The following is a 24550-nucleotide window of genomic DNA, read 5'->3' as shown; positions in this document are numbered from 1 at the left end:
CACGCATCACCACATCCCGGGCAGCGGGGCTCGGGATGTGGTCCAGGGCCGGGCAACAGACCGGCCGACGGGTGAAGCCTGCCTTGTCCTCGAAGCAGATGAAGTCCCCGCAGGCCGCCCGGGCGCTTTTACCTCCGCCCAGGTCGCCTCCTTCCACACCGCAACGGCCCGCTTGTCGCGTTCGGCCACCCGCCGCGCGGGCATCTGCGGAGTGAAGCCGAGCCGGCGCGTCAGCCGGGTGGCGCCCGAGACGCTGTAGGAGACGTGGAACTTCCTTCCGATCAGCGTGGCCACCCGAGTGGCCGTCCACACCTGGCCTCCACCCAGCCGTGAGCGGCCGGACCAGTTTCTCTAGGAAGCGTGGCGGCAATCGGCAACGGCTCTGCTCGGGCCACGCGAGACGAGGGCGCGATCCCCGCCCTGACACCACATCTGATGCCATTGGTAGGCCGACTCCCGGCTCACCCGCAGATGTCGGGCGACCTCCGGTGGCTTGACCTTGTCAGCGAACAGCTCCGCCACCTGCATCCGCACCGCCTCCCGGCGTCGACGTCCCGCAGCCGTCAGCCCACCGCCATCCGCATACCTCACACCCTCGACCAACCGTCACCAGCCCACCAGCAACAGGGAGTTCAGCAAACGTCACCCTGACGAGCCGAGATCAGTAACCGGGGATTCGCTGCTGGTACGCCCGGCAAAGGGCGATTGCCTGGAAGTGAAGGCCCTCTGGGTAAGGAGCTGTTCCCAACCCCGAGCCAGAGGCAAGGGTGTCATCGCGAGGTGGAGTCTGGAGGAGCCCGAGGCGAGAGTGGGCACCGAGGAACACGAACTGCGTGCAAGGCGTTCCGGTCGGGTGAGTTTGCTAAGGGCTGTCCCGAAAGGCGTCCCCGCGAAGCGGGCAGCAGCGCGGAGAGGGCGTTGCTGGAAGCTGCGGCTAGCCTGTAGGCGTCCGTGGAGTGGCGATCGTTGGGGGGACTGATGGGGCGCAGCAGGATGCCTGTCGGCAACGAGGGCAGGAGCGACCTCTGTCTCTTCATCGAGCCGCTGCGGGAGGACTACTGGCTGAATCCTGGAGAGGTTTTCACCGTGGGGCCGGAGTCCGAGGACATCGATGTCTGGTTCGAGACCTTCGTCTCGAAAGATTGCATCACAGTGTGGCTTTACGAGGATGGAGACGCTGCCAAACTGCTTGTCGGCTACACAGTGATTGATGCCGATGGCAATCTGCTGGAATGTGGCCACCAGAGGCCCTCGGGTCAGAAGTTCTCAGCAGCCGGCCCCGTCATGGACTGACTTGCGACTGTCTCTACTTCGATCACCCGGTCAGGGCGAGGTTGTGCAGATGGGCGACACCGAGCATGGCGTGGTGGACACCCTCGCCTTTGAGCCGGCAGTCCCGGAGGATCTTCCAGGTCTTCATGTGGGCGAATACTGCTCAACACGGGCCCGGACCTCTTTGTGGGAGCGATTGTGCTCCTCCTTCCAGGCAGGGAGTTCGGTCTGGCCGCGCTCACGGCGGTGAGGGATCACGAGTCCTGTGGCCGGATAGCCGCCGTCGGCGATCGTGAGCGTCGCGCCGACGGCGGTTTGGCACCGGACTCCTCCCACGCCTTGCAGTCGTTGCGGTTCCCGGCCAGCGGCTGGCCAACCACCACGACCATGCGGGTGTGAAGGTGAAGCCCGTCACCGGCAAGAAGGCCAGTACGTAAACGCGGCGACGGTCCAGGAACAGTGGTCGTTCTTATCCGGGGAGGTCTGCTCGGGTGTCGGTTGGGCTGAGGTTGTCGCCGCGCCGACGGTCCGCGTCGAGAGGTGTGGACTGACCCGGGCAGAAGTCAGCGGAGGCCGTAGTGCCGGCCTGTCACGACCAGCCTTGCTGCACCTCGGCGGGGGCGGTGTTCCAGCTCTTGGGTATGAACGTGATCACGTAGGTTCCGCGGTCGAAGTCCGCGTACCCGGCAGACCACTTCCGGAACGTGCTCTCGTGTACGTGCATGGGGCCCAGGTCGCTGTTGGGTGCGTGATAGTGGTCGCCGTGGGTCCATGTGGTCTTGTCGCCATCCGCTGCCGTTTGCGCCCCGAACCAGCCGTAGTCGAAATTGACCCAACTTTCGCCAGGGTTGGCGGGACTGCGCGGGATGCTTCTGTCCTTCGACATGTCGACCAGGCCGGTCCCCTGGCCGGGGCGGAAGGCTTCCGGGTCGCCGTACTTCCTCTTGTCGGAGGAGCCCCGCTGGTCCTGCCCGCTCCAGAAGTGCTTCGAGTAGATCACCGCCTTCATCTTGGACGGGTCGTAGTTGCCTCCGTCCCTTTCCTTGAAGGACGGTGTATTCCTCAGCGCCGAGTAGAAGTTCGAGCGGCTGTCCTCGTGGAGCAGAGCGTCATTTTTGTTCGTGAGGTCTGTCTTGAGGTTGCCGAGGTAAGTTCCCTCGTCGTGGGCGTTTTCCAGGGCCTTGTTCATGATGGACGCCACATCGCGCGCCCGCTTGAAACCCTTCCCCTCGTCGAAGCTGGCCTTGGCGATGCGACCCTCGAACTCCGCCCGCGTTTCATTGGGTCGGGGACTGGTGTTTTTCAGGTCGTTCTTGTACTTGTTCTCGTCGAAGGATGCGAACGCCAATTTGTTCGTCGGGTAGGGGCCCGAATTGACCCAGGTGACGCCGACGCAACCGTAGGACAGACTTTCTCGCTGCTCTGCGGTCATTTGCTGTCTCTTGCCGTCGCGGTGGCTGTAGACCTGCTGCCACTTGCGTATGTAGTTGTTGACGACCGTAGTGGCCCTGCCTCCGTAGGCCCGGTACGCGTCAGGCATCCTGTCGAGCGGCTCGGCGGGAGGGGTTTCCCTGTCGTCGACAGAGTCGGGGGTCCGGAAGGGCGCGCTGGCACTCGGAGGCAATTCCGCCGGAGGCTTGCCGGGTTGACCGAAAGCCAGAGCCCTGTCGTTCAGTGCGTTGATGTTCTTGACGTCATCCGCCGTCAGGCCGTGCGTTACGGCGTAGGACCCTTTCTCTACCCCATCGCCGCCGCTGGCGGCCTGGCTGAGCGACGGTGTGAATCCAGCGGTGCATACGACCGCACCCACAGTGGCGAAGGCGAGAAATCTCCGACGTTTGTACATGGAAATCAACAACTCCTTTGTGGTGAAGCCTGGTGGAACGAGGGCATGCGAGAGCACGACGCATGGGAGGGGGTTTCGGCGAGCTGCCGCTCAGGGCCTTGGCCGCGGTGTCCCGCGTCGCTGCGCCAGCGGCAGGAAGGCTGCCGCCGCGAGGCGGAAGGAGATGCAATGAATGCGGGAGATGGCGGTGGCGGCGCGGCCGTTGTCGGTCATGACCGTGGTGGCCGCCGGGCGGGCTGGGCGCGACTCGGTCGCCCGGTCGGGCGGGGCCGGTGGCTCGCTACATCAGGGTCGTCGCCGAGGCGACGACGCGGGCCCGGCCCGGGTGGTCGGGGTCGCCGTAGCGGACCTCGACGCGCGGGTGGGAGCGCATGAACTCGGTGTCGACCAGGCGGACCTGGCTGGGGTGGTCGACCGTGCGCACGGCGATGTCCGTGTCGAGGAAGAAGCTGAACTCGCCGGTGGCCGGGGCGTAGACGAAGAACTTGTGGCCCTCGAACTTCTGCTGCGCGACGTTGTCCGTCAGGACCAGGGACCAGAAACCCACACAGTGGCCCGCGGGGCACATGAACTGGAAGTCGGCCCGCAGGCCGTCCAGTTCCATCCAGCGGAAGGGGTTGTTGTCGTCTGTGTTGATCGTGGCAGCAGTGCCCGGGGCGGTCGTGTCCGGGGTGGCTGCCTGGGCTCCCTGGGTGAGGGGCAGGGCGAGGGCCGCGGTCACGGCGACGGTGGTGAGGGCGCGGAGAGCGGTTCTGCGTATCACTTCTCGGCTCCTGGATGAGTGATCAGGTTGATACGAGGAGTGATCATGTCCCTGTGTTAACTCCCTGGCAACATCATGGCTTTAAAACCGGCCAACCCGTCACGTAGGACGGTATCTGGCCATGCATCCGATCCGGCCCGACGTGGGGGATGCGATGCGGCAGCGCTCGCCTGCTCCTGGTGTGTGGTTCGCGGCGCCAGACTTGGTCGGCATCGACGTCTCACGTGGCCTTCGCCGCTGGCGCGAACGGCTGCGTGGTCGGACTCGGCGCGCCGACCACATCAAGCAGCCGGTGCTCAACGCGAAGTTGCCCGGCTCCCGGCTGGTCGGCCTCTCCCGCGTCGAACTGTCCTGAGCGAAGCTCGACAAGGAGTGGGTGGAGCTCGGCTGCGACATGTGCCCGGTCGAGGCGTACATCCGGTACGACAACGAAGCTACTTGGACGCCTGCTTCAAGCGGCTGCGTGACGCGTACGTCGCCACGGTGCGCGACCTCGGGGTGCCCGCCGAGGTGTCGCCGGAGGCATACGGCCGCACTACGCGGACTCATAGGCGCAGATGCGGCCGGTAAGGATGGCGACAGGCACGTGCCTGAAGGCGGATCCTGGCACCGGCGTGGAAGGGGTGGCGATGGCCCACGGCCGTGAGTCGGCTCAGGCCGCGTAGTCGAGGAAGCCGGCCAGGGTTCCTGTGCGGGTGTGCCCGGTCAGACAGGCAGGTGCATGGCGAGTTGCTCCCACTGTCGTACGGACGGGGGATCGGGTGTGGTGGTCATGAGGTGAAGGCTGACATGGTCGGCTCCGGCGTCGAAGTGCTCTTGGACGCGCTGGGCGATGTCCTCGGCACGACCGTGGGCCACTAGTGCGTCGACCAGCCGGTCGTCGAGCGCGTCCGGGTTCTCGTGTCCAAGTCCTCGCAGCAGTTCGCGACGGTTCGGCAGGGCGGCCGCGGCCGTGGTGCGGGCCAGGTCGGCGGTGTCGGCGCGGTCGTGGGTGAGCACGCACAGCTGGGTGACGGCCAACAGGCCGTCGTCCCCGAGAACGGTCCGGGCGGTGCGGGTGTACTCGATGGGCATGCCCAGCACCGTTGCGCCCCGGGCACGTTCGGCGGCGAGGGCGAGCATGCCGTGATCCAGGGCGGCGAGTACGCGGTGGGGTGAGGCAGCCGTGTCGGGCGGCCCGAACGGGGCGGTGTCCAGCGCGTCGAGGTAGGAGCGCATGGTGGCCAGGGGCGGCCCGAAGCGGTGACCGCGGATGTCCTCGGCCAGGCTGGGATGGCTGTCCCACAGGCCGAGCAGGAACCGTCCGGGGAACGCCTCCTCCAAGGTGCGCTGCCCGGCGGCGGCCGTGACCGGGTCGCGGGCGTAGATATCGGTCATGCCCGCGGCCACGGTGATGTGCCGGGTGGCCGACAGGAGCATCGCGGCCTGCGCCATGGCCTCCCGTCCCGTGATCTCGGGGAACCACAAGGTGCCGTATCCGAGGTCCTCGATCACGGCGGCGGCCTTACGGACCCCGGGTGCGGAGAGACGGTCGAAGTCCCCCGCCCAGATCCCGATGCGTCCGAGGTCGGGGGTGCGGGCGCTCACGCGTCCTGCCCTGCGGTGCCCGTGGAGTCCAGGAACGCGGCGATCTGGGACGCGCCGGTCCGCTCCAGCCAGGTGCCGAAGTCCATCGCGGCGGGGTGGATCTTCCGGGTGGCGGAAATGTCGGCTCGGTAGCCGTCAGCGTTGAGCCACTCGTTGGCGTAGGCGAAGTCTTCGCTCAGGGCCCGGATCGCGTCGATCGGGACCTGAACGTAGGGCAGCGGTATGCCGAGTGCCTTCCCGACGGCCGCGGCGATCTGAACCGGCGTGAGTTCGTCGCCGGCCAGGGAGACTTCCCTGCCGATCCACTCCTTCGGCCGGGAGAACGCCAGCGCGGCCACGGCGCCGACATCGTCGACGGCCATGATCTGCTGGGGGACCTCCGGCGCGAGCCCGGTGGACAGATTCCCGTTCCGCAGCGCATATCCGCCGGTGAAGTTCTCCATGAAGGACACCGGCCTGAGGATCGTCGTGGGCAGGCCGAGCGCGGCGATGTGCTGCTCGATCCGCCACTTGCTGACCAGGTTCACCGGCAGCTTCTCGTCAAGGTGTCGGTCCGCTTCGGCGACCGACGTGAAGACGAAGTGCCCGATGCCTGCGGCGTGCGCGGCCTCGGCGACGTTCACGCCCCAGCGCACCTCGTCCTCGGCGCTGAAGTCCGGCGCGGTGGCGGGCGAGCCGACGGTGGGCTGGACGCTGAACAGGCCCCAAGCGCCCTTGGCCGCGGCGGTCAGTGAGTCGACGTCCTCCATCTGCGCCCGCACGACCTGTGCCCCGGCCTGCCCCAGCGCTGTGGCCTGCGCCCCGTGCGGGTCGCGTGTCAGTGCGCGCACCTGCCAGCCGTCCCGGAGCAGGTGATGCGTCACGGCCCTGCCCTGCAGGCCGGTCGCTCCCGCCACCACGACGGTCTTGTGCGTCAGGTTCATGTTCTTCTCCATCGTGCCCGTGCGGAAGGGGAGCCATCCCGTAAGTGGGGTGGCCCTCCGTTTCTCGTTCGCTACGATATGGAGGGCCACCCCACTTTTCAAGCAGTCAGGAGTGCCTGTGCCCAAGGACGCCGCCCCGCCGCGCCGGACGATGCGCGCCGACGCCCGCCGCAACGCCGAAAAGATCGTGGCCGCCGCCGGGGCCCTGATCGCCGAGCAGGGCGCCGACGCCTCCCTGGAGGAGGTCGCCCGCCGCGCCGGAGTCGGCTCGGCCACCCTGCACCGCCACTTCCCCTCCCGCCAGGCACTCCTGGAGGCGGTCTTCAAGGACCGAGTGGAAGCTCTGTGCGCGAAGGCCGGAGATCTGCTCGCCGAACCCGACCCGGGCCAGGCCCTGTCCACCTGGCTTCGCGCCGTAGGCACACACGCCGTGGCCAACCGGGGACTGGGGGCGTCCCTGATGCGTGACGCAGACCTGACACTGGGCGAGACCTGCCACGACATGATCACCAATGCTGGAGACGCCCTCCTTGCACGCGCCCGAGCGGCAGACGCCGTGCGCCCCGAGCTGACCATCACCCAGCTGCTGAAACTCGTCGGCGCCATCGCGCTGGCCACAGAGCAGGACATCGACGGCCCGGCTGAGGCCGACCTCCTGCTTGCGATCGCCATCGACGGCGTCCGCGCGCGCTGACCCGGGCTCTCACGAACGGTCCTTGCCCGGAGCAAGATCGGAAACGGTCCACGCGCGTGGTCCGGACGCTGATCCCCTGTCACAACTGCTCCTCACTCAAGAGTGGGAACGGGGCACGTTCCTGAAATGGTTCGTGACAGCATCCGGGTTCATGACGGCCCTCAAACCGCATACGGAAGCGACGCGGACGACGTTGAGCGCCCCCGGTGCCCCGCGCTGCTCGGCCCAGCCCGGATCACCGTGCCGCTCACGTTCCGGAGCGGTCGCCGACACCTGTCACACCGGCCGCAACACCGTCGCGTTCATCGCAGTCATCGTTTCGATCCCGGGGTGGCCGGCGCCGGACGGCGCCGGCCACCCCGGGCCTACGAACGGTCAGCCATCGCCACGGCTCTGCCAGGCCGCGCGCTGGCGCAGCGCGATCCGGTTGCCGTCCGGATCCACTGCCTCGATGCGGACCCCGAACCCGTAGTCCTCCGGTTCGGGCTGGTCGAAGGTCACGCCGCGGTCGCGGAGCACCTTGAAGTCTGCCCGCAGGTCGTCCGATTCGAGGAAGAGCGGACCGGGCGTGGTGCCCTGCTGCCGCTCGACCGGCTCGCCTGAGGCCGCAGCGTGCGGCAAAAGGATGATCTCAAGCGGGCTGCCGGGGACGCCTATCGTGAGGAAGCGTCCGTCAGGACCCGGGTAATCGACGCGCTTCTCCAGGCCGAGCCGTTCCGTGTAGAACCTCAGCGCGCGCTCCTGATCAGTGACATGGAGCGTCACGTACATGATGTTTGTCAGCATCGTGTTGTCCTTCCATCTGTCGGTCTGCGTCACTTCACTGACGGCCCCCGACGGGAGAACGTGACGGATGGACGGAGAAATCTTTCCGAACGACGGCTTCGAGGGCTACCGGGCCCACCTCGCAGGCGGTCGCGAACCGGCTGCTGGGGCGCTCGGTCGCCACTGGGGAGTCAAGCGACGGGCACCACTACGCCGTCACGTGGCGCAACATACCGTCGGCAGTCGGCGCCGCAGCGGCGGACGTATCGCCTAGCGCCTCGTCAGGCCACATTCTCGATCAGGAATTGCTGGTCCGAGCCGTCGGTGCACCGCTTTTCGATGGCATTCGCTTCCGGGGCGGTGTCCTCGGCGGCGATGCCCACGCACCGGCCCGTGCCCGCCGGGCGCAGGCGGTAGCGCGTCGTGGCACCCACAGGCTCCACGCGGAAGTGCTGGTCCTTGTTGGAACGGCTGCACGCGTCCCAGGGTTCGAGCATGCCCTTCGCCGGGGCGCTCCGGCGGATGGTGAGGCAGCCCTTTCCGTGTTTGGGGTGGTGCCATTCGATGTAGTACGGGGCGTCGGCGCCGTCGTGCACCCGCTTGAGGTACGTGTGCGGCGGTCTCGCCTCCCCGCAGGGGCGCTGCGCGGCGATCGCGTTCGGGTACGCGCCACTGCGGTCGCGGCCCTCCGTCAGGCAGAGATTCGGGGTGCGCGCCGGGCGGATCTCCACCCAGCCACGTACCGCCGAGGCCGCCGGCGCACGTGTCCCGTTCTCGTCACCGGACAGCAGCGTCCACGCACCCGCCGCCAGCAGGAGGGCGGCGATCACGGCCACGGCGGCGGCCACCGGCCTGAGGCGGAAGCGCCATGACCTGCCCGGCCCGTCCTCGATGCGGCTGCGGGTCTCCAGCCACGCCGCGATCTCGCGTTCGTCGTCCACCCCACAGGCATGGAGGAACGCGACGAGCAGTTCCGGCCGTGGCAGGGAGTGGCCCTGGAGTACGTCCGAGAGGGTGCTGCGGGCGAGGATCTCGCCGCGGTCCTGCGCCCGCTGTTCCAACTCCCGGTAGGTCAGACCCGAACGGTCCTTGAGCCGGCGCATGCGATCGGTGAACCGCTCCGCGTCACGTGCGCTTCGCCGTTGTAAGCCTGTCCCCAGCATGCCGGAATGGTTCCCGGCGTCGGCCGGGGTCGCAATCCGCGAACCGGCCAAACTGCCCGGACAAGGCCCGGACACCAGACCACGACAACCCATCCAGGCCGACCGGCAGTTCCTGAAGCACTGCTCGTCCCGCCGCGTCTCCCGTGGCGCACGCTCTACGTACCTTGCGTACAGCGTTCTCTCGTGCGTACAGTGTTCGCAACGAGGGAACGTTGTACACATCGGGCGGGAGCGGGCATGTCGAAGAACGTGAGCTGGGACGAGCAAAGCAACCGGGACGCCAAGGGCGAGTGGGGGACCCGGGACTCGGCGGGCCGGAAGCTGGACCTTGCCCACTGGCAGGCCCGCCTCGACGAGCTGCGCGCCAAGCACCACGTCCCGGCCGCGTCGCTGGCGGTTCTCGTCGACGGGACCGTCCACGAGCTGGCCAGTGGCGTACTGCACCGTGGAACGGGCGTGGAGGCGACGACCGACTCGGTCTTCCAGATGGGCTCGATAGCCAAGGTCTACACCGCCACCCTGATCATGCAGCTCGCCGATTCGGGCCAACTGGACCTGGACGCACCGGTCGTGGACGTACTGCCGGAGTTCTCGGTCGCCGACCCCGAGGTGACCAGGGCGATCACCACGCGCCGGCTGCTCAGCCACACGAGCGGCCTCACCTGCGACTTCACCTATGACAGCGGGCGCGGCGACGACTGCCTCGCCAAGTACGTCGAGGCCGCGAAGGGCGTGGCGCTCGACTGCCCGCCCGGCGAGGCGCTCTCGTACAGCAGCATCGGGTACAACGTGCTCGGCCGCATCATCGAGGTGGTGACCGGCAAGGTCTGGGACGAGGCGCTGAAGGACCTGCTCTTCACCCCGCTCGGCCTTGACCACACCATGACGCTGCCCGAGGAGGCGCTGCGGTTCCGCGCGGCGATGAGCCACCTGGGCGAGCCGGGCCAGGACCCGGACCCGGCTCCGTCCTGGGACCTGATGCCGCGCTCGGCGGGCCCGTACGGCCGGGTCATCGCGACGGCCGGGGACCTCGCGCGGCTCGCGCGGATGCACCTCGCGGGCGGAGTGGCGGAGGACGGGACCCGGGTGCTCTCCGAGGAGACCGTCGCGCTGATGCAGCGCCGGGTCGTCGACTCCCCTGACAAGTGGTCGGTCAGCGCGGACGGCTGGGGCCTCGGCTGGACGCTGTACGACTGGAACGGAGTCCAGGGCTACGGTCACGACGGCGCCTCCATCGGCCAGTACGGCTATCTGCGCGTCGTCCCCTCGGCGGGCGTCGCGGTCGCGCTGCTCACCAACGGCGGCGGTGCGCGCGAGCTGTACGCGGTGCTCTACCGCGAACTCCTCGCCGAGCTCGCCGGGGTGACGATGCCGGCGGCCTTCGCCCCGCCGGCCCAGCCGCCCGTGGTCGACTTCGCGCCGCTCGTGGGCACGTACCGGCGCGAGGGTGTGGTCATCACCGTGACCGAGCGGGACGGTGCGGGGCACATGGTGTACGAGTTCGTCGACGGCATGAAGGACTTCTCCGAGCCCCTTCAGATCGACCTGATACCGGTGACGGAGACGGTCTTCGCCGGTACGGGGGTGGGCGCGGCGTTCAGCGAGGACTACATGCCCGTGATCTTCTCCACGCTGCGGGACGGCACGGGGTGCGTCTGCATCGGCATGCGCTGCGGCCCCAAGACCGCATAAGGGCTCTCCGCGTGGGCGGCGAAGCAGAAGTCGCGGCCGGTCCGTACGGTGCGGCGCGACGGGCGGGAGCCGGTGGGCCTGGATGCCGCGATCGACGCGCCGGTCACCGAGCGGGCCTGGGAGCTTCCGACCGCCGGCGCCGGCCCGCGGGACCGGTGGGCGGCCATCGCCCCGACCTCGCCCGGCACGTCGCCGCCGTCGGCTTCGCCCCCGATTCCGGCCGGTTCACCGTGTGTCCGGAGCCGGCGGCCTGGGCGACGAAGACGCACCTGGAGCAAGACCGCGTCATCGCTTACCGGAGTAGGCGTCCCGACATGACCGAGTTCCCAGAACACGGGCATGGATGGGGAGTTGGGGCAGTAGTGGCTGGGCGCGCACTGCGGTGCGCCTCCCCTCATGGATCGTCTCCGGACCCCGCCCCTCGGGGCCCGGCCCGAACCTGAGGAAAGGCCGCTGGCCGGGATCTCGGCGGCCGGTCTGAGGGGAGGCGCCCATGGGGCGTCGCAGGAAGCCGAAGCCATCGGTCCGGCAGCGTGTCGAGGACCTTCTGGTCCGCGGGGCACGGATGTTGGGTAGGTGGCTCAAGGGATGACCTGAGCCCCGTCATATGAGGCTCAGGCCAAAGTCCTCGGCTTTCGGCTGTTCGGGTTCCCGCCTACGGATTCCCGGTCCTGGGCGGGGGCCCTTCACGTTTCTCACGGTACCGGAACCCTGCCCGGCTGTGACCCGGGCGCCATTCCGCCCGGCGGACCCGAGGAACCGCCCACCGGGCCCCTCGCTGTGATCACCCGCTACACCTCCTGGTCACAGGTCCAGCGCCTGGCCCACCGCACCGGCGGCCACACCACCGGCCTCACCCGCACCCCGCCCGCGCGGCTGCGTCCGCTGATCCCCTCCCCGCCCACCTGCCACCTGCACCTCAACACCGCTCCCCGGCCTGGCCTCCCACCTCTGACGGCCCTGCGCGCGATCACCGCCGACGCCGGCCGCCCTCTGAGCGGAGAAGCGACGCGGTGACCGGCGCCGAGGCCAGCGGGACGTGACGCAGTTCGAGTCGTGGGCCGCCACCTACGACAGCAGCCCGCTCCAGAAGCGCTACTTCCACCCCGTCCAGCGGGCGTTGCTGCACCACTACTCCGCGTCCGTGGCGCCGAACCCGTCGCACGTGCTCGACATCGGCTGCGGCACCGGTTCCCTCCTGCGCCGGGCCCGCAGCGCGTTCCCCGGCAGCGTCCTCGTCGGCATCGACCCGGCGCCCTCGATGCTCCGCGCCGCCCGCGCCCGGCTTTGCCACCCCGGCCCGTCGGGCCGACGAGCTGTCGCGGCACCGCGGAGTTGCCTGCGCACTCACCGCCATGAGGGTGCGGGCGCCGCCGTCGGTGGTGGGCTCCACGGCGAGCAAGGCGCGCAGCGCCGTCCACTGCCCGCATGACTTGGCTGGGCGGCCCATGCCGCGCGGGCGGCGATGATCTGGGCGAATCGGCTGCACGGTGAAGCAACGGCTCGGCCCGTGCCCACGAGGCATCAGGCGACGAGACACCCAGACCAACGATCAGATGATCGCTGCAAGAAGCGGCCTGCGCTGATCCCGGCGGGCCCCGTGTCGGACCTCAGCGCCGGGCCAGCGCCAGCACGCTCAGACCGAACATCAGCACCCCCAGGGGGAGATGGACCGACGGGACGTGCGCGACGCCGAGCACGACCTGGACCGAGGCGAGTACGAGGAATCCTGACGCGTGCCAGACAGGCCGGGGCGAGCCGCCGCCCGGCTTCCATGCCAGCACCGCCGCGAGCACGTACAGCATCGACGCCCCGTACATCACACGGGCTCCGACGCTGTGCAGCGTCTCTCCGTAGGACGCGGTCAGCAGCAGTCCGGCGGAGACCGCCTGAAGGAAGATGGTCAGGGTCTGCAGGGCGATCGCGATGTGCAGGAACGAGGAACTGCGCTGCGTGTTCGCTGTCACCTTGGTGGCCATGTCACAGTCCCCATTTCCCGCCCTCGGGCAGTAGATCGATAAGGTCTCACCAGCCCGACGACGCGGGCCTGCGAAAGGTAAGGCGAGGGGGCGGCCGGAAGCATGGGGACTGTCGGGTCCAGCGCAGATGAGACAGCCGGCGAGCGACGCCAACTGATCAATGTTGCCTATCGGTTGCTCGGTTCGTTGACCGAGGCCGAGGACGCCGTACAGGATGCCTACGCACGCTGGTGCGCGCTGCCGCGCAGCCGGCAGGAGGAGATCCTGTCCCCGGGCGCCTGGCTGACGACGGTGACCAGCCGCATCTGCCTGGACCTGCTCGGCTCGGCGCGGGCCCGCCGTGAACGCTATGTCGGCGCGTGGCTGCCCGAGCCGCTGCCCGACCGCACCGAGTGGGACCGCGCGGGTGGTGCCGACCCCACCGGCCTTGCAGACCCCGCCGACCAGATGATCCTGGATGAGTCGGTGGCCATGGCCTTCCTCGTCGTCCTGGAGTCGATGACGCCCGCCGAGCGGGTGGCGTTCGTCCTGCACGACGTCTTCCGGTACCCGTTCGCCGAGATCGCCGACGTTCTCGGCCGGACCCCTGCGGCCTGCAAGCAACTGGCATCCTCCGCCCGGCGGCGGGCGAGCGTCGCGCACGCTCCGGTGACGGCGACCGGCCAGGCCGACGTGGTGAAGCACGTCAAAGAAGCATGGGAGACCAAGGACATCGCAGCCCTCGTCCGTCTCCTCAACCCGGCCGCCGTGATGACCGCCGACGGCGGCGGCATGGTCGGTACCGTCCTGCGCCCGGTTGAAGGCGGCGCGCGCATCGCCCAGTACATGGTCGCCATTGCCGACAAGGCTCCGGGGCTGGAACTCCTGGAGCGGTCGGTCAACGGTGTGCCGGGCCTGGTGGCCCAGCGTGCCGGCGTCGTCATGACCGTAGCCTCGTTCGACGTGTCCGACGGGCGCGTCACCCGGATCTGGGCGGTCCGCAACCCCGAGAAGCTGCGACTGTGGGCACGGGAGGGCTAGAGCCTGTCCGGCGGATCAGGCCGGGCGGCCGCGCCTGTCTGCGTCGGCGTGGCATCCGGTGCACGATCCCAGAGAGAAACCGGGCGGAGGCCACGAGGTACGACAAGCTCGCGGTCCGTTACGAGGCGACCGTCCTCGTCGCGACCATCGACGAATGGCTGTGATCGGCGCGGAAATCGGTTTGCCTCACCGTGCTGCAGGAGCGAAGCTCGCGCCCATGACCGCAGATTTCATTGTGCGTCCGGCCCGGCCCGCCGATGCCCGGACCTTGGCCGAACTGCGTTGGACGTTCAAGCAGGAGGACTACGAAGGGCAATCGCCCGCTCCTGCTCGGCACCTGGAAGAAGCCGAGCACTGGATCCGCGACCGGCTCAGCGATGGCCGCTGGTTGGCCTGGGTCACGGAGACCGGAGGCGAAATCTGCGGTCACGTCTACCTCTGTCTGGTGGAGCGGATGCCGGAGCCCTACGAGGACAACAACCCGGTCGGCTATGTCACGAACTTCTTCGTCATGCCGTCACAACGGAACAAAGGAGCTGGCTCGGCGCTCCTTGATGCGCTGAAGCAGCATTCACGCAGCGCTGGCCTCGAGGGTTTGATCGTCTGGCCGTCAGAGCGCAGCACCCCGCTCTATCAGCGGTCCGGTTTCCAGCCTCCAGAGGAACTGCTGGAACTTCCACTCGACACCTGATGAGATCCACTTCCGATACACCGCTAGTAGCGGCCTACTGGCGTACGAACTTGACGATGCGGCAGCTCACCCCGCTGTTCGGGGTGTCGCAGTCGGTCGGTCGACCGCATCATCGACCTCCTCGGGCCGTCGCTCGCGCTCCGGCCCCGCATCCGGTTTCGCAAGGACGCCGTGCTGATCGTCGACGGCACCCTGGTCCCCACGCGGGATCACACGGTTGCCGAGCAGTCGAAGAACTACCGGTACTCGACCAACCACCAGGTCGTCATCGACGCCGACACCCGACGCGTTGCCGGGCAGCGGCCGGCCGCTGCCCGGCAACCGCAACGACTGCAAGGCGCGGGAACTGTCCGGTGCGAAGGCCGCCGTCGGCCGGACCACGGTCATCACGGACGGCGGCTACCGGGACACCGGCATCACGGCGATGCTCGGCATCGCCCGACTGCGCAACCTTGTCCTCACGGGATAGCTTCCGCCCCACGCGAGACCACCTCCACGAGAGGCCCGAGGAAGACGGCTCCCCACCTCGCCGGCTCGGAGGATGCTCAGTCGAGACAGAACTCGTTGCCCTCGATGTCCTGCATCACGATGCACGACTCGTTCGTGTCATCGGCAAGCATGGTTCGCACGTGTACCGCGCCGAGCGCGACCAGTCGTGCGCACTCGGCCTGGAGCGTGGCGAGGCGCTCCTCACCCACGAGCCCGGTGCCGGCCCGCACGCACAGATGCACCCGATTCTTGACGACCTTGCCTTCGGGAACGCGCTGGAAGAGCAGCCGCGGGCCCACACCTGAGGGATCAACGCAGGAGAACCATTGCACCTGATGCTCAGGCGGCAGCGAGCGATGGTAGTCGTCCCACGTGTCGAACCCCTTCGGCACCGGCGACACGACGTACCCCAACACCTGGCACCAGAAACGAGCGAGGCGCTCAGGTTCTGCGCAGTCAAAGGTGACTTGGAACTGCTTGATCGATGACATCGGCGCACCATAACAGGGAGACGATGCCTCGGAGCTGCTGCTGCGAGGGTCAGCCTCCAACACCGTGGCCTGGGCAGGTGATCCGATAGCGCTGCCGTGGGGACGGGGTTTGTGACGGTTCTCGTGAGCCCTCGCCGTATTTCAGAGGGATACCCGCGCTGTTCTGCCGGCGGCAGAACACCAGCCGGACCGGGCTCGACGATCACTACAGTCCAGTCTCATGACGACGATTACGACGCGTACGGTCGAGTACCCGGCCGACGGTTTGACGATGATCGGGCACCTCGCGCTCCCGGCCGGTGTCGACCGCCGGCCCGCGGTGCTGCTCGGACCAGAGGGCATGGGGCTCAGCGACGTCGAGCGCCGCCGGGCCGACGCTCTCGCCGAACTGGGATATATAGCGCTGGCCTTCGACCTTCACGGCGGGCGCTATTTGGGTGAACCCGAGGAGATGCTGGCCCGTTGCCTGCCGCTGCTCGCTGATCCCGACCGGATGCGGGGCATCGGCCATGCGGCGCTCGACGTGTTGCGCACCGAACCGCGGACCGACCCCGACCGGATCGCCGCCGTCGGCTACGGCACCGGGGGCGCCGTAGGGCTGGAGCTCGGGCGCGACGGCGTCAGCCTGCGCGCGATCGGGACAGTCAACGCACTGACCACGGGCCGACCGGGCGAGGCGGCGCGCATTCGCTGCCCGGTGTGGGCCGGGGTCGGGTCGGAAGACCCGATCATGCCGCCCGCGCAACGAAACGCGTTCACCGCTGAGATGCAGGCCGCGGGCGTCGACTGGCGCCTCGCGGTCTACGGCGGCGCCTTGCACGCCTTCCACCACCCGCCGGTCGACCACCCCGTGGTCCCCGGCGTCGGCTACCACCCACGGCACGCGCAGCGAGCCTGGCGCGACGTCGTCGACCTGCTCGCCGAGTGCCTGCCCGTGACGGAGGACCTGGGGGCATGACCCAGGTAAGCATGCTGGCGCCGGGCACTGACAGTCCCCTCCCCTCAAGTCCGCACAGCAGAAGCGCATTCGGGCGGATGCTCGATCGCAGAAACGCGTTCGCAACTGCCGCAGTGAATGCCGGATTTACCGCGACAGAGCCCCTACCGTGATCACCGCGACCTGCGGCGGGCCATTCCGGCCGCCGGGGCGAGGTGTACGCATGTACTGCGGCAGTGTCAGGGGGCGGGGGCGGCGTGACGATCGAACCGGTGACCGGTCTCGGGAGTGGGGGCGCGCTTCGGTTGCACACTGCGGATGCGGGCGCGTTCGCGTCCTTGTGCTGCGAGGACGTCGGGGACGCCTTCAGCCACCTGCCCGACCCCGGTGAGCTCCCCGAGCCGTTCAAGGACCGGCTTCCCTCCGGCTTCCAGTAGATCCGGGCCGGACAGTTCGAACTGTCCGGCTGACCGTCGTCGACGCATTCGGCCGGAGCCTCGACGTCCGGAGGCAGCGGCGGAGGTCACGGGCGGCGGGGGAGCAGACCTCACCTGAGCCGGATCCGGCGGTGCCGAAGGCGACGGCTCAGGCAATGACGGCAGCGCCGGAAGCGGTCGGCAGGGCGGTTCGGGAGGGTCACCCAAGACCTCGGACGGCGACAACAGTGGTGGCTGGGGCGGCAACGGAGGATCCGGCGGTGACGGCGGTGCGGGCGGCCACGGCGGTGCAAACGGCAGTGGACCGGGCCGCGCGTCCGACGGCACGTCCGGCAGCGCGGGATGCGGCGGTGGCGGTGGTGGTGGCGGCTCCGGCACAGGCTTCGGCTGGAGCTCCGCTGGTGGTGGCGGTGGTGGCGGTGCCGGCGACCAGGGTGGCCACGGCGGCCAAGGGGGCGACGGCTACTTCGACGCCGGCAGGGCCACGCTGATCTCCGCCGACGTGAACAACACCGGCCCGGCGAAGGTCACCATCGCCTGGGGAGACCACGTCTTCCCCGCGTGAACCCGGCTTTGCCGGGCACGGCGCCACAGCACGCCGTGCCCGGCGAGCCGCCCCCGGACCGCACCGTCGACCGTCAGAGGACCGTCCGCCGGGGCTGACCCGCACGCGCCGGTGATGACGCCCGTCCGTGGTCGGCGGCAGCGGGCGGCACACCGGCTCCTGCGCTTCCGGGACGGGTCACTGGGCGCTCGCTGCGGGACGGACGACGATTTCGTTCACGTCGACCTGCGGAGGCTGGGAAAGGGCGTACGCAATGGCCTCCGCGATGGCCGAGGCGGGCAGCGCGACGGCGCGGTAGGTCTTCATCGCCTCCCTGGCCTCCGGGTCGGAGATGCTGTCAGCGAGTTCGGACTCGGTCACGCCCGGGGAGACGAGGGTGACCCGGATGTCCCCGGCGGACTCCTGGCGCAGTCCTTCGGAGATCGCGCGGACGGCGAACTTGGTGGCGCAGTAGACAGCAGCGGTGGGTGAGACCTCGTACGCGCCGACGGAGGCGATGTTCACGAAGTGCCCGCCGCCCTGTGCGCGCATCAGGGGCAGGGCGGCGGCGATACCGTGCAGGACTCCCCGCACGTTCACGTCGATCATGCGGTCCCACTCCTCGGTCCTGAGCGCTTCCAGCGGCGAAAGAGGCATCAGACCCGCGTTGTTCACCACGGCGTCGACCCGCCCGTACGCGGAAGCCGCCGCATTGATGAACGCGCGCGTGTCCGCCGCGTCGGTGACGTCCAGCCTTCGGAAGGCGGCGGTGCCGCCCGCCCCGGCGATCTCCTCGACCAGCCGCTCCAGCCGGTCGGTACGGCGCGCGCCGAGAAACACCCGGTGCCCGTCCGCTGCCAGACGGCGCGCGGTCGCCTCACCGATACCGCTGCTCGCACCGGTGACGGCCACAACCTTGGCGGTCTGCTCCATGCTTCTTCCTCCTGGGAGAGAACGGGGTCCAGCTCGTTCTCCGGAGTCTGGGCTCCGCCGGAAGGGCAGGCCAGGGCGGGCTGTTCCTGGGTACGACGCACCCAGGAACACAGCCGGGAAGGGGTCTAGCCTGACGAAATGACCAGCAACGCTCTCGGGGACTTCCTCCGCGCACACCGTGCACGACTGCGGCCCGGCGACGTAGGACTGCCCTCCTACGGCCGGCGCCGGGTGGCAGGACTGCGGCGGGAGGAGGTGGCCGTGCTGGCCGGCATGAACACCGACTACTACGCCCGCTTGGAACAAGGCCGCGAGCAGAGCCCCTCACCACAGGTCCTCGACGCGATCAGCGGCGCCCTGCGTATGGATCGCGAGGCACGTGAGCATCTGTACCGACTGGCGGGCACCCTGCCGGACGGGCACCGGACACCGCCGAGAGAGACGGTCAGCCCGATGCTGGGCCAATTGCTGAGCGGGTACACGAACACCCCGGCATTCGTCCTCAACCCGGCGCTGGACCTCTTGGCCACGAACAGCCTGGCCGACGCGCTCTTCTCGCCGTTCGAGACAGCGGACAACCTGGCCCGCATGACCTTCCTCGCCCCGGCAGGCCGCAGCTTCTACGCACAGTGGCACCGTGCCGCCGAGGCGGTCGTCTCCAGCCTGCGCCAGGCCACCGGCCTCGAACCGCACTATCCGCGTCTGCATGAACTGGTGAGCGCCCTTACCGAAACGAGCGAGGAATTCGCCACGCTCTGGCACGCGCACACGGTCTACGGAAAATCCCACGGCGCCAAAGAACTCATCCACCCCAAGGTCGGAAGTCTTTCGCTCGCCTACCATTCCTTCGACGTCCGCGGAGCGCCCGGTCAGCAAGTCGTGATCTACCACGCAGAACCGGGAAGTCCCAGCTTCCAGGCGCTCTCCCTGCTCGGCAGCCTCCACGCCACGCGCCTGCGCAGCCGGATGGACACCTCGACGTCAACGGGCGGCCCCGCCGCATCGTCGCCGTCATCCGCGAACAGCACCGTGCAGTCCATGAGTTCCTCGCACAGGGTCGGTTCCTGAAAAGGCATCAGCCACGACGAGGAGCGCGCGGACGGCCCGCTTCCCGTCCCTCTTCGCAGAGCCGGCCCCTTGACATCCCTGGGCCTGTTGTGGCTGGTCAGGGCGGTGGAAGGGCGTTTTTTACCCTCGTGCATAGTGGGCGCCATGGACTATGACGTAGTGGTGGCCGGAGCCGGCCCGGTCGGACTGATGCTGGCCTGCGAGCTCCGGCTCGGAGGCGCGCGGGTGGCCGTCCTGGAGCGCCTCACCGAAGTGAACCCGACGGTCAAGGGCGGGGCGATCACCACGCCCAGCGCCGAGGCGCTCTACCGCCGGGGCATGCTGCCCCCGCTGGCCGAGGTGCAGCGGCAGACGATGGACCGCTTCCGGGCGTTCATGCGCGAGCGGAACGACGGGGAGGGAGACGGGGCCGAAGGCCAAGGGCTCGGATTCGTCGGGCACTTCGCCGGGATCATGCTGCGCGCCGACCTGGTCGACCGTACGGAGCCGGGCCTCGGTGACGCCGGACCCGCGGGCGAGATCGCTTTCGTGGCGCAGCAGGACATCGAGCGGCTGCTCGTCGGGCGGGCGGACGAGCTCGGCGTCGACGTGCGCCGGGGAGTGGAGCTGACCGGCTTCGACGCGGAGGACGGGGGCGTCACCGTGCGGACGAGCGGCGGGGAGATACGCGCCGGCTGGCTCGTGGGCTGTGACGGCGGCCGCAGCACGGTCCGCAAGCTCGCGGGGTTCGAATTTCCCGGTACGGACCCGGAGGTCACCTGTCACCAGGCGGTCGTGGAGATGACCGGTGCCGAGGACCTGACGGTCGGTTGGACCGCCACGGACACCGGGGTGTACGCCCACGGGCCGATGCCGGGCCGCATCGTCACCGTGGAGTTCGACGGCCCGCCGGCCGACCGGGACGCGCCGGTCACCGCCGAGGACCTCCAGGCGCGGCTGCGCCGCGTCTCCGGCGTGGACGTCACGATCACCGAGGTGCGGACGGCGACCCGCTTCACCGACCACGCCCGCCAGGTCACCGACTACCGCAAGGGCCGGGTACTGCTGGCCGGCGACGCGGCGCACGTGCACTCCGCGTTCGGCAGCCAGGGGCTGAGCCTGGGCATCGGGGACGCGATGAACCTCGGCTGGAAGCTCGCCGCGGTGATCGGCGGCCGCGCGCCGGAGGGGCTGCTGGACACGTACACCGCCGAGCGCCACCCGGTCGGCGCGTGGGTCCTGGACTGGACCCGGTCCCAGGTCGCGGCCATGCGCCCGGACCCGCAGTCCCGGGCCCTGCGCGAGATCGTCAGCGACCTGGCGGAGACGGTATCGGGCACCACGTACCTCGTCGCGCGGCTCAACGGCGCCGCGGTGCGGTACGAGCTGCCGGGCGAGCACCCGCTGACCGGCCGTAGCGCCCCGGACCTCGAACTCACCGACGGCGGCCGCCTCGCGGACCACCTCCACGGCGGCCGGGCGCTGCTGCTCGACCTCGCCGACGACCCGGAGCTCCGGGCCCTCGCCGCGGGGTACGCCGACCGCGTCGACATCGTGACGGCCGGCTGCCCGTCCCGCCCGGAACTGGCGGCGGTCCTCGTCCGTCCGGACGGCTTCACGGCCTGGGCGGCCGACGCGGGGGCGCAGGCGCCGACATCGACGGCCGGGCTGGCGGAGGCGCTGGAGGAGTGGTTCGGAGTGCCGGAGGGCGCGGTGACACCGGGCTGATCCGCCGCTCCGGGTGGGTCGGGGGGCGCGAACTGTGCCCCCAGCCCGCTGCGTTCGTGGTCTTCCGCGATGGCCCGGGAATCCGGCCGCCGGGCATCGTGGGAGCTGCGTCGGGCAGCACCGGCAAGGCTCCGCACCGGTCGTGGTGCGAGTGCGGACCGCAGCATCCGGCTGTACGAGGCCACGACGTCGGCATGGTTGTTCATCGGCCAGTGGTGAGGCCGTTGAGCAGGTGGCCGAGCTCTGTCGGTGCCTGGATGTGGGCCCTGTGACCCTGGCCGGGAAGCACGTGGACTTCGGCGCGGGTGACGCGCTGCCGGACGTCGTCGAACGACTTTCCGTAGGGGGCCGTTCCGTGATTGCACTGGCCGATGATCAGGTCGACCCGGTCCGCCCGTCGTGCCGTCTGGTCCGGTGGCGGCGCGGAGTTGAGCGCCGCGAGCTCGGCGTGCGCCGGCCTGCTCGCACGCATCGAGCGAGCGGTCCAGGACGGGGAACTCGTCGCCGGGACCCACACGGCGGCCCTGACCGGACTCGTCCAGCCCGTGGTGCACGGATTGTCGGTGCGGCCCAACCTCGGCTGAACTCCCGGGCCGTGGCCCCGAGGTGCGACAAGCGGGCCTACGTCTTCCACGGAACAGCCGCCGTCGCAGTGATCCTTTTATGGCTCCGACCGGATCCTCCGGGCAGACCTAGCCCTTCGAGTCCGGCTTCCAGTCCTGGACGAGGAGCCCGAGCAGCACCTCGTCAAGAAACTCGCCCATCACCCAGGCCGAGGAGCGCAGCACGCCCTCGCGGACGAAGCCGTTGTGCTCGGCTGAGCGCAGCATCGCGGCGTTGTCGGACAGCGTCTCGATCTGCAGCCGCTGCAAGCCGCGCACGATGAAACCGTAGTGGCACAGCACCGCGACCACGTCGGTGCCGTAGCCCTTGCCGCGAGAGGACGGCAGCAGTCCAAGGCCGATGTGCGCGGACCGGTTGTGGTTGTCGATGCCCCACAGCACCGCGGTGCCGAGCGTGCCGCCGTCCAGCTCCACTACAGAGAACGGGACGTGCCCTTGCTCCTTGTCGTCCACCACGAGCCGCGAGTCCTTCGAGCCGGGTGTGATCGGCCGCCACGGCCGGCTCTCGGCCCGCGAGGAGTTGACCACGTCGTCGTAGAGCTCGGCCCGCAGGATCGGGATGTCGTCCTCGTGCCGGGCCCTGAGCCCGACCTTGCCGCCACTAAGCATGCAGGCTTCCTATCCGAACGGGTTCGCCGACGGCAAACCAATAAGGCAACTGCATCGGCACCTCCCAGGGCCCCGGGCCCGGAGGGCGTCGCTGGGCCCCGGAGGATCCGCTGGACAGGTCCCGGTGGGCCGTGCCGCCGCCAAGACCACCGACGGCCCGTTCGAGAAGATCCGGCTGTTTTCCATACGCGCCTAGGGCCTGTCTGACAATCCGCGTCGGATCAGCGAGCGTCTGCCGAGCCGGCGGTCCAGAGGTGCTCTGACCGTCCGGCAGGTATTGCCGGGCAGCACCTACGAACGGCGGGCCAGCAGGTGGGCGTCGAGGAAGCCCCGTTCGGAGCCCGGATCGTGGAGCAGCCGGGCGAAGGGAACGAGCCCGGTATCGGCCAGCAGTCCGGCGAGGCGGTCCGCTGGCCAGCTGTAGGCAGGTGTCACTTTGTGGTCGAACCGGACCGGCTGCGGTCCGTCGGTCCCGAAGAAGGACATCAGGAGCAGACCACCCGGAGCCAGGACGCGTACCTGCTCGGCGAGCAGCTCCGGGAGTTCTCCCGGAGGGGTGTGGATCATCGAGTAGTGGGCCAGTACGCCGCCGAGTGCGCCGTCCTCGATAGGCAGGGACTCCATCCGCGCCTCCTGGAAGCGCAGCGCCGGATGGGCCCGCCGGGCGTGGTCGACCATGCCGGGGGAGAGGTCGAGTCCGAAGGCGTTCAGGCCCAGTGCGTGCAGCATGGCCGTCAGATGTCCGGGCCCGCACCCGACGTCAGCTGCTCGCAGGTTGCCCGTCGCGCGCACCAGTTCGGCGAAGGTGCCGATCATGGCCCGGGCAAACGGTTGTGTCTCCAGCCGGTCCGCAAATAGCGATGCGTACAGCTCGACGACTCCGTCGTAGGCCGCCCTGGTCTCGTCCTGATGATTCGCCACAGGCGGGACTCTATAGCCGGTCTGATCATTGAGCTTGTGGCAGGTCGAGGTGGACTGACGGATGCGGCGTGGGAGCGAATAGAGCCCCTGTTGCCGCGGGCGGATGGGCGTGGCCGTCCGTGGCGTGATCACCGGCAGGTGGTCAACGGGGTGTTGTGGCGGCTGCGGACCGGGGCTCCGTGGCGCGACCTGCCCGAGCGGTATGGACCTTGGCAGACCGCCTACGAGCGATTCGCTCGCTGGGAAGCGGACGGGACCTGGACGAAGCTGCTGGAACACGTCCAGGTCCGCGACGACGCGGTGGGCCGGGTGGAGTGGACCGTCTCCGTCGACTCCACGATCAACCGAGCCCACCAGCATGCGGCCGGCGCCCGCAAAAAGGGGCCTCAGACGAGGACGAACCGGAAGATCCGGGCCGCTCGCAAGCGCGTCAGGCCCTTGGCCGGTCCCGGGGCGGGCTGACCACCAAGGTCCACCTCGCGGTCGACGGTCGGGGCCTGCCGCTGTCCATTGTGCTCACGCCCGGCAACGTCAACGATGCCACGGCCTTCGGCCAGATCCTCGACAGCATCCGCATCCCGCGCGCCGTTACGGGCCGACCTCGCACGACACCGGCGCGGGTGCTGGGCGACAAAGCGTATTCCAGCCGGGCGATACGCCACCTGCTGCGGCGCCGGGGCATCGTTGCCACGATCCCCGAACGCCACGACCAGATCGCCAACCGCCGACGACGTGGAACCTACGGCGGTCGCCCACCCGCCTTCGACAAGGACATCTACCGCAACCGCAACGAGGTCGAACGATGCTTCGCCCGTCTCAAGCAGTTCCGTGCGATCGCGACGAGGTTCGACAAGCTCGCCGATCGCTACCGGGCTGGAATCGTCGTGGCAGCTCTGATCCTGTGGCTCCGTGAACCTGTCGGTTGATCATTTGTCAGACAGACCCTAGTCCTCAAAAGGGATGAACCTGGCAAGCGAAGCCCAGTCCAGGGGACGCACGATCGTGGCCAGGTGGGCGAAGGGATCCTGCGCAGCCGTTTGGAACCACATCAGCGAGAGCACCGTATGCCCAGGCTCTGCGATGTCCTCGGGCTTCCACCATGAGGTCAGTCGAGCATGAACCGCCTCTCGCGGCAGCCACTCCTCGACCCGCCCCTCCGTATCGGCTCGGAGCTTGTCGAGATCGTGCACATACAAATGCGGCGTCGCTGCCATCGCCTTCTCGATGCCCATCAGGCGAAAGCGGCGGTGCAGGTGCGGCGTTCCTTCGAGCATGCCTTCACGGTCGTCACTTACCGTGAGTGCGCGAAGCTCGGCGTGTACTGGTCCCACCTGATAGCTGCGCAGCTCGTCACTCCTCATCTGGGTCACGGGCCAGAGGGTAGGCGTGTCCGACA

The 24550-nt window shown here is 69.1% G+C and carries 26 protein-coding genes and 4 pseudogenes; 15 read left to right on the top strand and 15 right to left on the bottom strand.

The genetic code is table 11. The features are described from left to right. Positions 1–60 precede the first annotated feature (60 nt). Positions 61–591, bottom strand: a pseudogene (locus tag FHS38_RS36540) (winged helix-turn-helix domain-containing protein); the annotation flags it as partial. Between the two features lie 402 nt (positions 592–993). On the opposite strand from FHS38_RS36540, the gene FHS38_RS17325 reads away from it, so the two are divergent. After that, positions 994–1293 (top strand): hypothetical protein, encoded by a 300-nt coding sequence (locus FHS38_RS17325; RefSeq protein WP_229822000.1) that lies wholly within the window; start codon positions 994–996, stop codon positions 1291–1293. A 22-nt stretch (positions 1294–1315) separates the two neighbouring features. On the opposite strand, the pseudogene FHS38_RS17320 reads toward FHS38_RS17325, so the two are convergent. From FHS38_RS17320 to FHS38_RS17310, 3 genes and pseudogenes are all read right to left on the bottom strand, one after another. Then, positions 1316–1667, bottom strand: a pseudogene (locus FHS38_RS17320) (transposase); the annotation flags it as partial. Between the two features lie 194 nt (positions 1668–1861). Beyond that, the gene (locus tag FHS38_RS17315) at positions 1862–3118 is read right to left on the bottom strand and encodes a protein-glutamine gamma-glutamyltransferase (RefSeq protein ID WP_184734462.1); all 1257 of its coding nucleotides are present in this window, start codon (positions 3116–3118) and stop codon (positions 1862–1864) included. Positions 3119–3398: 280 nt separating this feature from the next. After that, positions 3399–3881 carry a hypothetical protein gene (locus tag FHS38_RS17310; protein ID WP_184734461.1) on the bottom strand — a complete coding sequence of 161 codons (483 nt, stop codon included), beginning with the start codon at positions 3879–3881 and terminating at the stop codon, positions 3399–3401. A 121-nt stretch (positions 3882–4002) separates the two neighbouring features. On the opposite strand from FHS38_RS17310, the gene FHS38_RS36090 reads away from it, so the two are divergent. Continuing rightward, positions 4003–4236, top strand: coding sequence for a hypothetical protein (locus FHS38_RS36090; RefSeq protein WP_184734460.1), 234 nt, complete (start codon positions 4003–4005; stop codon positions 4234–4236). Positions 4237–4586: 350 nt separating this feature from the next. On the opposite strand, the gene FHS38_RS17300 is transcribed toward FHS38_RS36090, so the two are convergent. Further along, positions 4587–5468 carry a TIGR03620 family F420-dependent LLM class oxidoreductase gene (locus tag FHS38_RS17300; RefSeq protein ID WP_184734459.1) on the bottom strand — a complete coding sequence of 294 codons (882 nt, stop codon included), beginning with the start codon at positions 5466–5468 and terminating at the stop codon, positions 4587–4589. Next, entirely contained in the window at positions 5465–6391 is a 927-nt protein-coding gene (locus tag FHS38_RS17295; RefSeq protein ID WP_184734458.1) for an NmrA/HSCARG family protein, read from the bottom strand. Before FHS38_RS17295 ends, FHS38_RS17300 begins: the two co-directional genes overlap by 4 nt. Before the next feature lie 118 nt (positions 6392–6509). On the opposite strand from FHS38_RS17295, the gene FHS38_RS17290 reads away from it, so the two are divergent. Both FHS38_RS17290 and FHS38_RS36535 read left to right on the top strand, forming a co-directional pair. Beyond that, entirely contained in the window at positions 6510–7085 is a 576-nt protein-coding gene (locus FHS38_RS17290; RefSeq protein ID WP_308433504.1) for a TetR/AcrR family transcriptional regulator, read from the top strand. A 151-nt stretch (positions 7086–7236) separates the two neighbouring features. Beyond that, the gene (locus FHS38_RS36535) at positions 7237–7557 is read left to right on the top strand and encodes a hypothetical protein (protein WP_446556750.1); all 321 of its coding nucleotides are present in this window, start codon (positions 7237–7239) and stop codon (positions 7555–7557) included. On the opposite strand, the gene FHS38_RS17285 is transcribed toward FHS38_RS36535, so the two are convergent. Together FHS38_RS17285 and FHS38_RS17280 are read right to left on the bottom strand one after the other, a co-directional pair. Further along, positions 7461–7871, bottom strand: coding sequence for a VOC family protein (locus FHS38_RS17285; RefSeq protein WP_184734457.1), 411 nt, complete (start codon positions 7869–7871; stop codon positions 7461–7463). The genes FHS38_RS36535 and FHS38_RS17285 overlap by 97 nt on opposite strands. A 260-nt stretch (positions 7872–8131) precedes the next feature. Beyond that, positions 8132–8953, bottom strand: coding sequence for a helix-turn-helix domain-containing protein (locus tag FHS38_RS17280; protein WP_221495076.1), 822 nt, complete (start codon positions 8951–8953; stop codon positions 8132–8134). A gap of 297 nt (positions 8954–9250) precedes the next feature. On the opposite strand from FHS38_RS17280, the gene FHS38_RS17275 reads away from it, so the two are divergent. The 3 genes from FHS38_RS17275 (at position 9251) to FHS38_RS17265 (ending at position 12137) form a co-directional block, all read left to right on the top strand. Continuing rightward, positions 9251–10705: a serine hydrolase domain-containing protein gene (locus FHS38_RS17275; RefSeq protein ID WP_184734455.1), complete on the top strand. Its 1455-nt coding sequence runs from the start codon at positions 9251–9253 to the stop codon at positions 10703–10705. Between the two features lie 780 nt (positions 10706–11485). Continuing rightward, complete coding sequence (locus FHS38_RS17270) at positions 11486–11722, top strand: hypothetical protein (RefSeq protein WP_184734454.1); 237 nt, start codon at positions 11486–11488, stop codon at positions 11720–11722. Between the two features lie 22 nt (positions 11723–11744). Beyond that, complete coding sequence (locus FHS38_RS17265) at positions 11745–12137, top strand: class I SAM-dependent methyltransferase (RefSeq protein ID WP_184734453.1); 393 nt, start codon at positions 11745–11747, stop codon at positions 12135–12137. 178 nt (positions 12138–12315) lie between these two features. On the opposite strand, the gene FHS38_RS17260 is transcribed toward FHS38_RS17265, so the two are convergent. Next, positions 12316–12684, bottom strand: a complete 369-nt coding sequence (locus FHS38_RS17260) for a hypothetical protein (protein WP_184734452.1) — start codon at positions 12682–12684, stop codon at positions 12316–12318. 102 nt (positions 12685–12786) lie between these two features. On the opposite strand from FHS38_RS17260, the gene sigJ reads away from it, so the two are divergent. The 3 genes and pseudogenes from sigJ to FHS38_RS17245 all read left to right on the top strand — a co-directional run. Then, positions 12787–13704, top strand: a complete 918-nt coding sequence (gene sigJ / locus FHS38_RS17255) for an RNA polymerase sigma factor SigJ (protein WP_184734451.1) — start codon at positions 12787–12789, stop codon at positions 13702–13704. A 154-nt stretch (positions 13705–13858) separates the two neighbouring features. After that, the gene (locus tag FHS38_RS17250) at positions 13859–14395 is read left to right on the top strand and encodes a GNAT family N-acetyltransferase (protein ID WP_229821998.1); all 537 of its coding nucleotides are present in this window, start codon (positions 13859–13861) and stop codon (positions 14393–14395) included. Beyond that, positions 14308–14813: pseudogene (locus FHS38_RS17245) on the top strand (transposase family protein); the annotation flags it as partial. The gene FHS38_RS17250 and the pseudogene FHS38_RS17245, both read left to right, overlap by 88 nt. A 127-nt stretch (positions 14814–14940) precedes the next feature. On the opposite strand, the gene FHS38_RS17240 reads toward FHS38_RS17245, so the two are convergent. Continuing rightward, positions 14941–15375: a VOC family protein gene (locus tag FHS38_RS17240; RefSeq protein ID WP_184734450.1), complete on the bottom strand. Its 435-nt coding sequence runs from the start codon at positions 15373–15375 to the stop codon at positions 14941–14943. A 220-nt stretch (positions 15376–15595) separates the two neighbouring features. Between FHS38_RS17240 and FHS38_RS17235 the strand changes: the two genes are divergently transcribed. Together FHS38_RS17235 and FHS38_RS35400 are read left to right on the top strand one after the other, a co-directional pair. Beyond that, positions 15596–16333, top strand: coding sequence for a dienelactone hydrolase family protein (locus FHS38_RS17235; RefSeq protein ID WP_184734449.1), 738 nt, complete (start codon positions 15596–15598; stop codon positions 16331–16333). A gap of 284 nt (positions 16334–16617) precedes the next feature. Then, positions 16618–16749: a hypothetical protein gene (locus FHS38_RS35400; RefSeq protein ID WP_260420763.1), complete on the top strand. Its 132-nt coding sequence runs from the start codon at positions 16618–16620 to the stop codon at positions 16747–16749. Between the two features lie 742 nt (positions 16750–17491). Here FHS38_RS35400 and FHS38_RS17230 read toward each other — a convergent pair. After that, on the bottom strand, positions 17492–18226 hold the full coding sequence (locus FHS38_RS17230; RefSeq protein WP_184734448.1) for an SDR family oxidoreductase: 735 nt from the start codon (positions 18224–18226) through the stop codon (positions 17492–17494). Positions 18227–18364: 138 nt separating this feature from the next. Here FHS38_RS17230 and FHS38_RS17225 point away from each other — a divergent pair, with 138 nt between their 5' ends. Next, complete coding sequence (locus FHS38_RS17225) at positions 18365–19294, top strand: helix-turn-helix transcriptional regulator (RefSeq protein ID WP_184734447.1); 930 nt, start codon at positions 18365–18367, stop codon at positions 19292–19294. A gap of 144 nt (positions 19295–19438) precedes the next feature. Then, complete coding sequence (locus FHS38_RS17220; protein ID WP_184734446.1) at positions 19439–21001, top strand: FAD-dependent oxidoreductase; 1563 nt, start codon at positions 19439–19441, stop codon at positions 20999–21001. 202 nt (positions 21002–21203) lie between these two features. Here FHS38_RS17220 and FHS38_RS17215 read toward each other — a convergent pair whose 3' ends face one another. The 3 genes from FHS38_RS17215 to FHS38_RS17205 all read right to left on the bottom strand — a co-directional run bounded on the left by FHS38_RS17215 (position 21204) and on the right by FHS38_RS17205 (position 23154). Next, a complete protein-coding gene (locus FHS38_RS17215; RefSeq protein ID WP_184734445.1) occupies positions 21204–21473 on the bottom strand; it encodes a hypothetical protein in 270 nt (89 codons plus the stop codon). 220 nt (positions 21474–21693) lie between these two features. Then, entirely contained in the window at positions 21694–22233 is a 540-nt protein-coding gene (locus FHS38_RS17210; RefSeq protein ID WP_184734444.1) for a GNAT family N-acetyltransferase, read from the bottom strand. Positions 22234–22524: 291 nt separating this feature from the next. Further along, positions 22525–23154 carry a class I SAM-dependent methyltransferase gene (locus tag FHS38_RS17205; RefSeq protein ID WP_184734443.1) on the bottom strand — a complete coding sequence of 210 codons (630 nt, stop codon included), beginning with the start codon at positions 23152–23154 and terminating at the stop codon, positions 22525–22527. Positions 23155–23190: 36 nt separating this feature from the next. Here FHS38_RS17205 and FHS38_RS17200 point away from each other — a divergent pair. Further along, positions 23191–24102, top strand: a pseudogene (locus FHS38_RS17200) (IS5 family transposase). Here FHS38_RS17200 and FHS38_RS17195 read toward each other — a convergent pair. Continuing rightward, positions 24099–24524, bottom strand: coding sequence for a hypothetical protein (locus FHS38_RS17195; RefSeq protein ID WP_184734442.1), 426 nt, complete (start codon positions 24522–24524; stop codon positions 24099–24101). The pseudogene FHS38_RS17200 and the gene FHS38_RS17195 sit on opposite strands and share 4 nt — an antisense overlap. Between the last annotated feature and the right edge of the window lie 26 nt (positions 24525–24550).

This window comes from Streptomyces netropsis, assembly GCF_014203545.1.
GTDB lineage: Bacteria > Actinomycetota > Actinomycetes > Streptomycetales > Streptomycetaceae > Streptomyces > Streptomyces netropsis.
This window is presented reverse-complemented; position numbering and strand designations above follow the sequence as displayed.

What these genes read in the sequence shown, in the direction of transcription:
- FHS38_RS17325 (WP_229822000.1), top strand. Translation starts at nt 994, where the DNA reads ATGCCTGTCGGCAACGAGGGCAGGAGCGACCTCTGTCTCTTCATCGAG.
- FHS38_RS17315 (WP_184734462.1), bottom strand. Translation starts at nt 3,118, where the DNA reads ATGTACAAACGTCGGAGATTTCTCGCCTTCGCCACTGTGGGTGCGGTC.
- FHS38_RS36090 (WP_184734460.1), top strand. Translation starts at nt 4,003, where the DNA reads ATGCATCCGATCCGGCCCGACGTGGGGGATGCGATGCGGCAGCGCTCG.
- FHS38_RS17295 (WP_184734458.1), bottom strand. Translation starts at nt 6,391, where the DNA reads ATGAACCTGACGCACAAGACCGTCGTGGTGGCGGGAGCGACCGGCCTG.
- FHS38_RS36535 (WP_446556750.1), top strand. Translation starts at nt 7,237, where the DNA reads ATGACGGCCCTCAAACCGCATACGGAAGCGACGCGGACGACGTTGAGC.
- FHS38_RS17285 (WP_184734457.1), bottom strand. Translation starts at nt 7,871, where the DNA reads ATGCTGACAAACATCATGTACGTGACGCTCCATGTCACTGATCAGGAG.
- FHS38_RS17280 (WP_221495076.1), bottom strand. Translation starts at nt 8,953, where the DNA reads ATGCGCCGGCTCAAGGACCGTTCGGGTCTGACCTACCGGGAGTTGGAA.
- FHS38_RS17275 (WP_184734455.1), top strand. Translation starts at nt 9,251, where the DNA reads ATGTCGAAGAACGTGAGCTGGGACGAGCAAAGCAACCGGGACGCCAAG.
- FHS38_RS17260 (WP_184734452.1), bottom strand. Translation starts at nt 12,684, where the DNA reads ATGGCCACCAAGGTGACAGCGAACACGCAGCGCAGTTCCTCGTTCCTG.
- sigJ (WP_184734451.1), top strand. Translation starts at nt 12,787, where the DNA reads ATGGGGACTGTCGGGTCCAGCGCAGATGAGACAGCCGGCGAGCGACGC.
- FHS38_RS17250 (WP_229821998.1), top strand. Translation starts at nt 13,859, where the DNA reads ATGGCTGTGATCGGCGCGGAAATCGGTTTGCCTCACCGTGCTGCAGGA.
- FHS38_RS17240 (WP_184734450.1), bottom strand. Translation starts at nt 15,375, where the DNA reads ATGTCATCGATCAAGCAGTTCCAAGTCACCTTTGACTGCGCAGAACCT.
- FHS38_RS17235 (WP_184734449.1), top strand. Translation starts at nt 15,596, where the DNA reads ATGACGACGATTACGACGCGTACGGTCGAGTACCCGGCCGACGGTTTG.
- FHS38_RS17230 (WP_184734448.1), bottom strand. Translation starts at nt 18,226, where the DNA reads ATGGAGCAGACCGCCAAGGTTGTGGCCGTCACCGGTGCGAGCAGCGGT.
- FHS38_RS17225 (WP_184734447.1), top strand. Translation starts at nt 18,365, where the DNA reads ATGACCAGCAACGCTCTCGGGGACTTCCTCCGCGCACACCGTGCACGA.
- FHS38_RS17220 (WP_184734446.1), top strand. Translation starts at nt 19,439, where the DNA reads ATGGACTATGACGTAGTGGTGGCCGGAGCCGGCCCGGTCGGACTGATG.
- FHS38_RS17215 (WP_184734445.1), bottom strand. Translation starts at nt 21,473, where the DNA reads ATGCGTGCGAGCAGGCCGGCGCACGCCGAGCTCGCGGCGCTCAACTCC.
- FHS38_RS17210 (WP_184734444.1), bottom strand. Translation starts at nt 22,233, where the DNA reads ATGCTTAGTGGCGGCAAGGTCGGGCTCAGGGCCCGGCACGAGGACGAC.